Source organism: Runella sp. CRIBMP (assembly GCF_009905605.1).
Taxonomy (GTDB): Bacteria; Bacteroidota; Bacteroidia; order Cytophagales; family Spirosomataceae; genus Runella.
Genome location: NZ_JAAAKZ010000002.1, coordinates 849,272 through 861,911 on the forward strand (window position 1 = coordinate 849,272; position 12,640 = coordinate 861,911).

Below are 12,640 nucleotides of genomic sequence, written 5' to 3' on the forward strand. Positions count from 1 at the left end.
CCCACAATTTAGTAGCAACATGCAAAACCCCGACATTCAGGAAATTTTAAAATCTCGTATCCTTGTGCTCGACGGCGCGATGGGCTCGATGATTCAACGCTATAAATTGACCGACGAAGATTACCGCGGCAAACGCTTCAAAGACTTTCCACACGAACTTAAAGGCAACAACGATTTATTGTCATTGACCCGCCCCGACGTGATTCAGGAAATCCACGAAGCCTACCTCGAAGCAGGAGCCGATATCATCGAAACCAATACCTTCAGCGGTACAACCATCGCCATGGCCGACTACCACATGGAAGACTTGGTGTACGAGCTCAATTACGAATCGGCTCGCTTGACGCGGGAGGCGTGTGACAAGTACACCGCCCTCAATCCCGACAAACCCCGTTTTGTAGCAGGCTCTATCGGACCCACCAACCGCACGGCTTCCCTTTCGCCCGATGTCAACGACCCAGGCTACCGCGCCGTAACGTTCGATGAACTGGTCGATGCTTACTACGAGCAGGTACAGGCACTCACCGACGGCGGTGCGGATGTGTTGTTGGTCGAAACCATTTTTGACACACTCAACGCCAAAGCCGCGCTGTACGCCATTGATTTATATTTTGACGATGTCAAAAAAGGAACGTTGCGGCCCATCAGAGGGGCGTTCCAACCACCGTCGGTCAATACGACAAAAACCCAGTTGCCCATCATGGTATCGGGCACCATTACCGATGCCTCAGGCCGCACGCTTTCGGGCCAAACCACCGAAGCATTCCTGACGTCGGTGTCGCACATGCCTTTGCTTTCCATTGGTTTGAACTGCGCTTTGGGGGCCGATTTGATGCGCCCTTACGTGCAAACCTTGGCCACGCAAGCCCCATTTTACACGTCGGCACACCCCAACGCGGGCTTGCCCAACGAAATGGGAGAATACGACCAAACGCCTGAGCAGATGGCCGTTATCATTGATGACTTTCTGCAAAATCGGTTCATTAATATTATCGGTGGTTGCTGCGGAACCACCCCACCACACATCAAAGCCATTGCCGACGTAGCCGCCAAATACGAACCACGTGACATTCCGGCAGACGACCATATTCAAAAATTGTCGGGGCTAGAGCCGCTCAAAATCACGAAAGAGACCAATTTCGTAAACATCGGCGAGCGCTGTAACGTGACGGGTTCCAAGAAATTTGCCCGCTTGGTGCGCGAAGGCAACTACGACGCGGCCATCGCCGTAGCCCGCGAACAAGTAGATACGGGGGCACAGGTACTCGACATCAACATGGACGAAGGGATGATTGACGGAGTACAGGCCATGACCAAATTCTGTAACCTGCTCATGGCCGAGCCCGACATTGCCCGCGTGCCGTTTATGGTCGATTCGTCAAAATGGGAGGTAATCGAAGCGGGTTTGAAGTGTTTGCAAGGCAAAGCTATTGTCAACTCCATCTCCCTCAAAGAAGGCGAAGAAAAATTTATTCAGCAGGCCGAAAAAGTACGTCGCTACGGGGCTTCCGTGGTGGTTATGGCCTTTGACGAAATAGGTCAGGCCGACAACTACGAGCGTCGCCTCGAAATTTGCGAACGGGCGTATTGGATTTTGGTCAACAAAGTAGGTTTCCCTCCACAGGACATCATTTTTGACCCCAACATCCTGACCGTCGGTACGGGGATGGAAGAACATAACAACTACGCGGTAGACTTCATCAACGCGACCCGCTGGATAAAAGAGCATTTGCCCTACGCCAAAGTAAGCGGTGGGGTTTCCAACGTGTCGTTTTCGTTCAGAGGCAATGAGCCCGTACGCGAAGCTATTCACACCGTGTTTTTGTACCACGCCATCAAAGCAGGTATGGACATGGGTATCGTGAATGCGGGACAGTTGGGCGTTTATGACGACCTGCCCAAAGATATGCTCGAACACTGCGAAGACCTCATCCTAAACCGTCGCCCCGACGCGACCGAACGAATGCTGGCCTTTGCCGAAACTGTCAAATCTAAAGGCAAAGAACAGGTCATTGATACGGCATGGCGCGACCAGCCCGTAGCCAAACGCCTCGAACACGCGCTTATCAAAGGATTGACCGAGTATATCGACCAAGACGTAGAAGAAGCCCGTCAAACGGTAGAAAAACCGCTGCACGTAATCGAAGGGCCACTCATGGACGGCATGAACGTGGTGGGTGATTTGTTTGGAGAAGGAAAAATGTTTTTGCCCCAAGTGGTAAAATCGGCGCGTGTAATGAAAAAGGCCGTAGCCTATCTGCTGCCTTTCATTGAAGAAGAAAAACTCGCCTTCCCGTCAGCAACGGAGTCAGGGATTTCCAAAATTTTATTGGCAACGGTCAAAGGCGACGTTCACGACATTGGTAAAAACATCGTCGGTGTGGTTTTAGGTTGTAACAACTACGAAATCATTGACCTTGGTGTGATGGTGCCAACTGATAAGATTTTGGCCGCCGCCAAAGAACACAACGTAGACATCATCGGGCTTTCGGGCCTAATTACGCCTTCGCTCGACGAGATGGTGGGCGTGGCCAAAGAAATGGAACGTCAGGGTTTTAAAGTGCCGTTGCTGATTGGCGGTGCTACTACTTCACGCATTCACACGGCCGTAAAGATAGACCCGCATTACAGTGGTCCCGTGATTCACGTATTGGATGCGAGCCGTGCAGTGCCAGTAGCTGGAAAATTGACCCAAAACGAACAAACATACGCCGAAGCACTGGCCGACATCAAGAAAGAATACGCCAAACTCCGCGAAGACCACGCGAAGCGGCAGCAGGCCAAAGAAGCCGTGACGATTGAAGCGGCAAGGGCCAATAAAACCAAAATCGACTGGGAAGCCTTCACTCCTACCAAACCCAAATTTTTGGGTAATAAATATTTCTACGATTATCCACTGGAAGACATTGCCAAATACATCGACTGGACGCCTTTCTTCCAAACTTGGCAGTTGCACGGCAAATACCCCAAAATATTTGACGATGCCGTCGTAGGAAACGAAGCAAAGAAACTATACAACGACGCCAAGGCAATGTTGGCCGATATTATCAAGAATAAATCCCTGAAAGCCAACGCCGTCATTGGGTTTTATCCTGCCAACTCCGTCGGTGACGACATCGTATTGCATGATTTTGAAGAAGTGGAAGTAAGTTTTGCGGGACAGGGCCAACAAAAACGGACTGAATACCGCGTTGTACCCGCAGAAACGCAGAATGTGGAGTCTCTACAACAAACCGTACTGCATCACCTCCGTCAGCAAAACCAAAAGGCTGCTAATTTGCCTAATCTGTGTCTTTCGGATTATATCATGCCCTCAACCATCCACAAAACCGACTATATCGGCGCCTTTGCCGTCTCGGCGGGCATTGGTATTGAAGCATTGCTAGAAAAATACGAAGCCGACCACGACGATTATAACAGCATCATGGTCAAAGCCGTAGCCGACCGTTTGGCAGAAGCTTTTACCGAGTTGATGCACGAGCGCGTCCGCAAAGAATTTTGGGGTTATGTGAAAGACGAGGCGCTTTCCAACGAAGAATTAATCTCGGAAAAATACCAGGGCATTCGCCCCGCGCCAGGCTATCCTGCTTGCCCCGAGCACACCGAAAAACGCGCACTGTTTGATTTGCTCGATGCCGAAGCACAGGTGGGTATTCAACTCACCGAAAGCTACGCCATGTACCCAGCCAGTTCGGTCAGCGGGTGGTATTTTGCCCATCCTGATTCTCGGTATTTTGCTCTCGGAAAAATCGCTAAAGACCAAGTGCAAGACTACGCCACTCGCAAAGGTATGTCGCTCGAAGAAGCTGAAAAATGGCTTTCGCCCGTCTTAAACTATGACTAATCACGTCGATACATATTTTAAACGAATAACGCACGAGGCTGGCCTCGTGCGTTATTCGTTTAAAATCTTATAAATTGATTTTTCCGTATTCACCTTCACTGTATTCTTTCCCCGTTACAAGGGCTTTGGCCATATTGAACAAAACCACCATTTTATTGGAAGAGCTGTCCCAATATTCCGCTGAATGCGTATCAATTTTGATTAATAATAACTCAGGGTCGTCTTTTCCTTCGGGAAACCATACTTTAATGAGTGGATGCCAAAGTCTTTCTATTTTTTGAGGGTCATGTATAAGCTTTGCCGTACCCATGACGCTTACGTAGGTATTGTCATCTGGGGCTGAATAGCAGACACATACATCAGGGTTATCTTCAATTTCCTCGGTTTTGGGCGATGATTCACGCGTAAAAAACCAAATATTCCCCTCTTCGTCTACTTCAGTTGTACCCATCGGGCGACTATGAATGTGACCATCGGCGCTGTGCGTGCAAAGCATTGCTACCCGAATGTCTTTCACCATTTCTTTGAATTCACCCTTGGTCTTGGTAGTCTCTTTTGAATTTTCCATGACTTTGCTGTTTAAAAAATTGAACATTTTCTTCATTCCTGTAAAAGAAATGTGCCATAACTTTGAACACTGTTCATTTCCAAAAAACGGCTAAATTTGGGCAAACCTTTCCACTCAAAATGACCTATTATCAGCAACAATTTATCTCAATTCGGGAAAAATCCTTTCCGAAAGACTATTTATGCAAGCAGGTTATCAGAGGAAAAGAATTCATAGATAGCCACTTCCACAACCCAATCGTCCTACAAGACATCGCACAAGAAGCCTACTTTTCTAAATTTCATTTTTTACGACTTTTCAAACTCATTTACGGAAAAACCCCTCACCAATACCTGACCGAGGTCCGAATTGAACAAGCTAAACAATTACTAAAAACCGACATAACCATTTCGGAAGTTTGTTTTGCAGTTGGCTTCGACAGTGTAAGTTCATTCAAAGGACTTTTCAAACGTTACACAAACGTTACACCCAGCACCTACCGAAGGCAATACGCTTACCCTCAACCCATTACACAATCTTCTTTGCGATTTTTACCTTATTTTCTCTCGTTAAAAAAAAGCAATTTTCAAGACATCCAACCTCGCACCAATACCGATCTTTGTGCTTCCTCTAACTAAAACACAATGAAAATAAAACTTACAAGTATCCTTGTAGATGACCAAGCAAAGGCCCTGCATTTTTATACTGGCGTGTTGGGCTTTGTGAAGAAAACGGAAATCCCGATGGGTGAACACAAATGGCTGACGGTGGTATCTAGCGAAGAACAAAACGGCGTCGAATTAGTCCTCGAACCTATGGGTTTCCCCCCCGCCAAAATCTATCAAAAAGCACTGTATGAAGCTGGGATTCCGCTGACGGCATTCCACGTTGACGACGTTACAAAAGAGTACGAGCGACTGGACAAAGCAGGGGTCGTTTTTAGCATGAAGCCCACCCGCATGGGAGGTGCCATGCTGGCGGTATTTGACGATACCTGCGGCAATCACATTCAGATTTTTCAGGTATAAAGGTAGCCTTGGAACACTTTTTTAAAGCTGACTTGGAAAGTTTTGATAACTTTCCAAGTCGGAGAAAAGTTGATATTACATACATCCCATTTCTACCATGCTAATCAGAGAGGCGCAATCCAAGGATTTAAGGGCTATTTTGGACATTATGAATGAGGCCATTCTCAACACTACTTCAATGTATGCCTATGAAGTACACACTGAAGCAACCATTCGACAGTGGCTTATCAAAAAACAATCAAATAAGATGCCCGTTTTTGTATGTGAAACGAACACGAAGGTGGTAGCATACAGTTCTTTCGATACATTCAGGACTTGCGACGCTTACAAATTCAGCGTCGAGAATTCCATTTACGTCCACCAAGATTTTCAAGGACGAGGCATTGGAACGCAACTGCTGTCTACCCTGATTGAGCGCGCTAAAAAAGACGGTTATCACACCATGATTGCGGGTATTGATGCCTCCAACGCAGGGAGTTATCATTTCCATCAACAACTTGGATTTCACGAAGTAGGGAGAATGCGAGACGTAGGGTACAAATTTGGCAAATGGCTCGAGTTGATATTTATGCAGTTGATGTTGTCATAAACGAAAAAAAATCATACGACGCATCAACATCTTCCTCGACCAATAGAAAGCATAAGCAATACGATAAAAACAGTAAATTTTAAAGGAAACACCTATCGGCCCTGCATAAAAAAAACCTTCCAAATGGAAGGCTTTTTTGTCGGGATGGCAAGATTCGAACTTGCGACCTCCTGGTCCCAAACCAGGCGCGATGACCGGACTACGCTACATCCCGATTTTTTGAGAGAGATTTTTAGGTCTCTCTCAAAGTCTGCGGAGGGAGAGGGATTCGAACCCTCGGTACCCTTGCGAGTACGGCAGTTTAGCAAACTGCTGGTTTCAGCCACTCACCCATCTCTCCGGGAGGCTGAACAATGAACAAATGATTGTGACGTCTTTTGTTTATTGAGCCGCAAATATAGCGGTTTAGCGTACTTTTAAACAAATATTTTTCCAAAAATCTTCACATTTTATCCGACTGCCAAGTACGTTTCAGCTAGAATCTCCTCAATATCAGGGACAGAGCGATACAACTGTTCGTAAGAATTTATTACAAAATAATGGTCTTGATAATGGTCAATGTGGTAGGAAGTGTTTAAAAGCGTACGAACATCAAACGGATATTTAGGAATTGCATCGCTTAAACAATACTCACTTTCGCCCGCCGATGATAATATCCCACCTCCGTAAATCTTAGTTTGACCCTCTTCTTTGATTAGCCCAAACTCTACCGTGTACCAATACAGGCGCCCGATTTGAGCAATAGCCTCTGGCACGTCCATAAATCGCAGAGCTACCCTGCTCAAATCGCCCATAAAATCACAAAAAGCCTGATTGGTCAGCAAAGGCACATGGCCAAAAGTATCATGAAACATATCTGGCTCTTCCAAATACTCCAGTTGGTCGGGTTTTCTTAACCAGGTTGAAGCAGGAAAGCGACGATGGGCCAGAAATTCAAAAAATTCTCGGTGAGGAATCAATCCCGGCACTACTTCTACAGACCACCCCGTTAGGGCTTGCAGGCGCGGATTGGTTTCGGTCGTGAAATTAGGGATATGCTCCGCAACGAATCCTACTTTTTCAATTCCTTCCAAGTAGGCCCTGCTTGCAATAGCAGGCAACTGTGCCATCTGACGGTCGAACAGCTTCCGCCACATTTCGTGGTCGGCGGCGGTGTATTTTTGATAGGACTGGTTCATGGCTATTAAGATTGATTAAAGCGTTCCACGCAGTTCTTGTTCCCGTTCGATTGCTTCAAACAAAGCCTTAAAATTACCTTTCCCAAACGATTTAGCCCCTTTGCGCTGAATGATTTCAAAAAACAACGTAGGGCGTGGCATGATGGGCTTCGTGAAAATTTGGAGCAAATAGCCTTCTTCGTCTCGGTCAACCAAAATACCCAGTTCGCGCAACGGTGCCAAATCTTCATCAATATGCCCAACCCGACTGAGTAAATCATCGTAATAGGCGCTCGGTATCGGCAAAAATTCTACCCCGCGACTTTGCAACTCGTTAACGGTATGGATGATGTCGTCTGTGGCGACGGCAATGTGTTGAATTCCCGCACCGCCATAAAAATCCAAATATTCCTCTACCTGCGATTTTTTCTTCCCCTCGGCGGGTTCGTTGATGGGAAATTTGATGCGACCGTTTCCGTTGCTCATCACCTTGCTCATCAGGGCGGTATAATCGGTCGAAATATCTTTGTCATCAAACGACACCAGCTGATTGAATCCCATGACGTTGGCATAAAAATCTACCCACGGCAACATTTCGTTCCAGCCTACATTTCCGACCATGTGATCCACAAATTTTAACCCAGTTTCGGACGGACAATACGTAGGTTTCCACGGCTTAAATCCAGGCAAAAAGACACCATTATAAGCTTTGCGCTCTACAAAAACATGAACCGTATCTCCGTAGGTATGAATACCCGAGCGCACTACTTTACCAAAAGCATCCTCTTCAACAACTGGCTCAAAGTAAGGTTTGGCCCCACGGCTGACGGTCTGTTCAAAAGAATAAACGGCATCGTCTACCCATAGCGCAACGACTCTCACCCCGTCACCGTGGGTATCGATGTGCTGGCCAATAGCCGTCCGACCGACCAACGGAGAGGTAAGCATCAGCCGTATTTTACCCTGCTGCACCACATACGATTCACGGTCGCGCAAGCCCGTTTCAAGTCCTGCGTGGGCCAAAGGTTGAAAACCGAAAGCCGTCTGAAAATAGTGGGCTGACTGCCGAGCGTTGCCTACGTACAATTCTATATAATCAGTGCCGTTGAGAGGTAAAAAATCGGCAGTTTCGGTCGATGAAACTTCAATATCTGAAATGAGTGTGTCCATGAATGTATATTAGCTTAGATACATTTGTTTTACTAATTATTATTTTGCTTACAATTTTATAGACAATTAATATCATTTGCAAGATTTCATGGAAAATTATTGCTAAACTCAGAAAAGTAGTAAGAGATTTAGGTAAGATAGCCAGTAGTGAAAACAAAAAATTGGCCCCTACAAAAAAGATGCAGGAGCCGAAGAAATTATAACACATCGAAAGAAGACACCAAAAGGAAGTGCATTGTGGTCACCAAACCAAAATGAGGGTTACGGTCACTTTACACCTGTGCGCGATTAAATTGCGCAAAAAAATCCAGCGCTTGAGGATTTCGCATGGTATCGCGGCTGGCAGCCTTGGCGGGGTCAGTGCCCATCAAAATCTTTTTGACGGGAGCTTCCATTTTTTTTCCACTGATGGTGTAAGGCACTTCAGAAAGTTCATAAATAGCATCAGGGACGTGGCGCGGGCTAAATTGAGAACGGAGTTGCAGATTGATTTTTTTCTTTAAATCATCGGTCAATTCTTGACCTTGAGCCAGAACCACAAACAACGGCATGAAGTATTTTCCACCCGTCTGTTCCAAACAAACCACCAAACTATCCGTTACTTCGGGTACGCTCTCCACGGCGCTGTAAATTTCACCCGTGCCAATGCGCACTCCGTCACGGTTGAGGGTGGCGTCGGAGCGCCCGTAGATGATAATTCCGCCCCTATCATTGATTTTTATCCAATCGCCGTGCCGCCAAATGTTGGGGTAATTCTCAAAATAGCTGGCTCGGTAACGTTGGTTATCTTTGTCGTTCCAAAAATAAATAGGCATGGAAGGCATCGGCTGGGTGATGACCATTTCACCAAGTTCATTCTGGACAGGATTACCCGCCTCGTCAAATGCCTCCAATTTACAGCCTAACAACCGGCACTGGATTTCGCCCGAGTACACAGGCAAAGTAGGACAACCGCCCACGAAGGCGCTACAAATATCGGTACCTCCGCTGAGAGAAATGAGCCAAACATCCTTTTTGACATGTTGATAAATCCATTCAAAAGCTTCGGGAGGCAACGGAGAGCCTGTGGAACCAATGCTTTGGAGTTGGTTAAATTTATACCCTTGCAAACTCACGCCCGCTTTCATACATGCCAGATAAAAAGCCGCACCGCCACCAAAATGATTGATTTTTGCTTTTTCGGCCAAATCCCACAAAACATTCATGGTAGGATATTGAACGGCCCCTTCATAAAGCACCAGCGTGGCCCCTGCCAACATAGAAGCCACCGAAAAATTCCACATCATCCAACCCGTGGTTGAATACCAAAAATAACGGTCGCCAGGCTTGACATTTTGATGGATTGTAAGGGCTTTCAAGTGTTCTAACAAGCAGCCACCTACGCTGTGGGTAATGGCTTTGGGCTTGCCCGTAGTGCCAGACGAGTAAACCACCCACAAAGGATGGTCAAAAACAACGGGCGTAAATTCAAGGGTCGAGAAGGGCGTTTTTAACACATCCTTCCAACTATCCGTTTTTGGCAGCTGTGCCTCGGAATTTAGGTACGGAACCAAAACCGTGCGTTTGAGGGTAGGCAACTGACCGATGAGCTGTCGCATGGCTGGGAGCTTATCAAAACCTTTTCCGTTGTACGTATAGCCATCGGCGACAATCAGCACCTTGGGTTCAATCTGTTGAAAACGGTCTAAAATCCCGGTCGTCCCGAAATCTGGTGAGCAACTCGACCAAACCGCCCCGAGCGAATTGGTCGCTAAAAAAGCCACAACCGCCTGCGGGCCATTGGGCAACACTGCCACCACTCTGTCGCCCGCAACAACGCCTGATTGACGCAAATAAGCCGCCACTGCTCCTACCTGTTTTTCCAGTTCGCGCCAAGAAAGTTCTTTGAGCGGTTCTTGCTCCGATTGAAACATAATGGCAGGGCGAGCTGGGTTTTTATGGCGGAAAATATGCTCGGCATAATTGACCGTGGCCCCTCTAAACCACTTGGTTCCGATAAAGTCCCTATTTTGTCGAATCAGCACTTCAAAATACAGGCTGTGTGATTTTACCTCACAAAATTGCCATACACTTTCCCAAAAATCATCCAAATCAGTGACCGACCAATCCCATAAGTCATGGTAATTTTTGAAGTACAATCCTTTTTTAACAAACAGCCAATTTTGAAACTTTTTGAGATTGGATTGTTCCATGAACGAACGAGATGGCGTCCATAACGGTTTAACGGGGGCAAGGTCCAGCATTACGTGTATATAAAAGTTATGAGGATTCGGATGGATTTTTGATTAAACGACCAAAATCATTTTTTTGAGATATATTTAGGTTAAAAAAACATCTTCGATTAAAATTCAGTACCTTTGTATAGCTGATTATCAGGCAATTTCGCCAAAATCAGCATTTACCAAATAATCGTTTACATAACTTCTTATTTACAGTAGTGATACTGCAAGCCCAATGAAAAAAGACAACAAAACACCGGGCAATACGCCTTTTTACAGCAAGTACAAAAAGGACTCGACCACTTCGTCCGACAAATCTTTTGACAAGCCATTTGAGAAAAAATCACCCCGCGGCCGCAGCGAAAGATCTTTTGACAAGCCTTTTGACCAAAAACGCAGCGGCGACAAACCCGCCTTCAAAAAACCGTTTGATAAACCTTTCGACAAAAAAGGAGAGTTCAAACCACGCGGAGAAAGAAGCTTTGACAAGCCTTTTGAAAAACGTGGTTCGGGTTCAGACAAGCCCTACGACCGTGAAAAACGGAACTTCGACAAACCTTTTGAAAAACGCGGTGACCGCCCAGAGCGCGGCGAAAGACCTGCCTTCAAAAAACCATTTGAGAATAAAGGCGATTTTAAACCACGCGGAGAAAGAAGCTTTGATAAGCCTTTTGAAAAACGCGGCACAGGTTCAGATAAGCCGTATGAACGCGAAAAACGGAATTTCGACAAACCTTTTGAAAAGCGCGGTGACCGCCCAGAGCGCGGCGAAAGACCCGCCTTCAAGAAACCATTTGAAAACAGAGGCGATTTTAAACCACGCGGAGAAAGAAATTTCGATAAGCCATTTGAAAGACGCGACGAACGCAGTGAGCGTCCTTATGACCGTGAAAAACGGAACTTCGATAAGCCTTTTGAAAGACGCGATGACCGCAACGAACGCCCTTACGACCGTGAAAAACGGAATTTCGATAAGCCTTTTGAAAGACGCGATGACCGCAGTGAGCGTCCTTACGACCGTGAAAAACGGAATTTCGATAAGCCTTTTGAGAGACGCGATGACCGCAACGAACGCCCAGCCTTCAAGAAGCCGTTTGAAAAACCTTTCGAAAGAACGCCTCGCGACAACGGTGGCACTTTTGACGGCGAAAAACGCTCTTTTGATAGACCAAATAAACGTCCGCGTACCAACGAAAAATCGGACGAAAATGAAAGACGTGACCGCGCCCGTGATGCCGAGCAGCGTCGGGTAGGAGAATTTAAAGACGCTCCTCGCTATGATTTCAGTCAGGCCGAACAGCGTTACGCCAAGAAAATTCAGCCCAAAAACGATGATGGTCAAATCCGTCTCAACAAATACATCGCCAACGCTGGGCTTTGCTCACGCCGCGAAGCCGATGGATTGATCGAGTCAGGACAAATTACCATCAACGGAAAAGTGATTACCGAAATGGGCCATCAGGTCAATCCTGGTGAAGTAGTCAAATACGGCAACCGCGTGTTGAATCCTGAGAAAATGGTGTATATCCTTGTCAACAAACCAAAAGATTACATCACCACCACCGACGACCCAGAAGGCCGCCATACGGTGATGGAGCTGATTGCGGGGGCTTGCAAGGAGCGCGTCTATCCAGTAGGACGTTTAGACCGTAACACAACTGGCCTATTACTGCTTACAAACGACGGAGAATTGGCCGAAAAGCTAATGCACCCTTCAAACGAAATTCAGAAAATCTACCAAGTAGAATTGGATAAGCCTATTACTCAGGAAGATTTTGACAAAATCAAAGCAGGTTTCGACTTGGAAGATGGCCCCATCAAACCGGATGATTTAGCAATCGTTACCCCCGACGCCATGGTGGTAGGTATCGAAATCCACAGCGGCCGCAACCGCATCGTGCGTCGTATTTTTGAAAGTTTGGGCTACGAAGTACTCAAACTAGACCGCACCGTGTATGGAGGTTTGACCAAGAAAGAACTTCCACGAGGCAAATGGCGCTTCCTTAACGAGCGCGAAGTGGTTAAATTGAGATATAAATTATAGTCGATTCAATCATCGTTTCAAATCCTCCTCGGCAAGTAGCAG

Annotated in this window: 9 protein-coding genes and 2 tRNA genes; 5 read left to right on the forward strand and 6 right to left on the reverse strand. The window is 46.6% G+C overall.

The window, feature by feature from the left end; translation table 11 throughout:
• Window positions 1-19 precede the first annotated feature (19 nt).
• A complete protein-coding gene (metH, locus tag GVN20_RS08650; protein ID WP_166557922.1) occupies window positions 20-3,844 on the forward strand; it encodes a methionine synthase in 3,825 nt (1,274 codons plus the stop codon).
• 67 nt (window positions 3,845-3,911) lie between these two features.
• Here metH and GVN20_RS08655 read toward each other — a convergent pair whose 3' ends face one another.
• Window positions 3,912-4,412 (reverse strand): pyridoxamine 5'-phosphate oxidase family protein, encoded by a 501-nt coding sequence (locus GVN20_RS08655; protein WP_166557923.1) that lies wholly within the window; start codon window positions 4,410-4,412, stop codon window positions 3,912-3,914.
• 119 nt (window positions 4,413-4,531) lie between these two features.
• Between GVN20_RS08655 and GVN20_RS08660 the strand changes: the two genes are divergently transcribed.
• From GVN20_RS08660 to GVN20_RS08670, 3 genes are all read left to right on the forward strand, one after another.
• On the forward strand, window positions 4,532-5,029 hold the full coding sequence (locus GVN20_RS08660) for an AraC family transcriptional regulator (RefSeq protein WP_166557924.1): 498 nt from the start codon (window positions 4,532-4,534) through the stop codon (window positions 5,027-5,029).
• 6 nt (window positions 5,030-5,035) lie between these two features.
• Window positions 5,036-5,419 carry a VOC family protein gene (locus tag GVN20_RS08665; protein ID WP_166557925.1) on the forward strand — a complete coding sequence of 128 codons (384 nt, stop codon included), beginning with the start codon at window positions 5,036-5,038 and terminating at the stop codon, window positions 5,417-5,419.
• 97 nt (window positions 5,420-5,516) lie between these two features.
• Window positions 5,517-6,008, forward strand: coding sequence for a GNAT family N-acetyltransferase (locus GVN20_RS08670; RefSeq protein WP_166557926.1), 492 nt, complete (start codon window positions 5,517-5,519; stop codon window positions 6,006-6,008).
• Between the two features lie 139 nt (window positions 6,009-6,147).
• Here the strand turns inward: GVN20_RS08670 and GVN20_RS08675 are convergent.
• The 5 genes from GVN20_RS08675 to GVN20_RS08695 form a co-directional block, all read right to left on the reverse strand.
• Window positions 6,148-6,222 (reverse strand) — tRNA-Pro (locus GVN20_RS08675).
• A gap of 39 nt (window positions 6,223-6,261) precedes the next feature.
• Window positions 6,262-6,348 (reverse strand) — tRNA-Ser (locus GVN20_RS08680).
• Between the two features lie 109 nt (window positions 6,349-6,457).
• Complete coding sequence (gene phhA / locus GVN20_RS08685) at window positions 6,458-7,186, reverse strand: phenylalanine 4-monooxygenase (protein WP_166557927.1); 729 nt, start codon at window positions 7,184-7,186, stop codon at window positions 6,458-6,460.
• Window positions 7,187-7,201: 15 nt separating this feature from the next.
• The gene (gene hppD, locus GVN20_RS08690; RefSeq protein ID WP_166557928.1) at window positions 7,202-8,335 is read right to left on the reverse strand and encodes a 4-hydroxyphenylpyruvate dioxygenase; all 1,134 of its coding nucleotides are present in this window, start codon (window positions 8,333-8,335) and stop codon (window positions 7,202-7,204) included.
• 272 nt (window positions 8,336-8,607) lie between these two features.
• Window positions 8,608-10,578: an acetoacetate--CoA ligase gene (locus GVN20_RS08695; RefSeq protein ID WP_166557929.1), complete on the reverse strand. Its 1,971-nt coding sequence runs from the start codon at window positions 10,576-10,578 to the stop codon at window positions 8,608-8,610.
• A 211-nt stretch (window positions 10,579-10,789) separates the two neighbouring features.
• On the opposite strand from GVN20_RS08695, the gene GVN20_RS08700 reads away from it, so the two are divergent.
• Window positions 10,790-12,598, forward strand: a complete 1,809-nt coding sequence (locus tag GVN20_RS08700; RefSeq protein WP_166557930.1) for a pseudouridine synthase — start codon at window positions 10,790-10,792, stop codon at window positions 12,596-12,598.
• The last annotated feature ends 42 nt before the right edge of the window (window positions 12,599-12,640 follow it).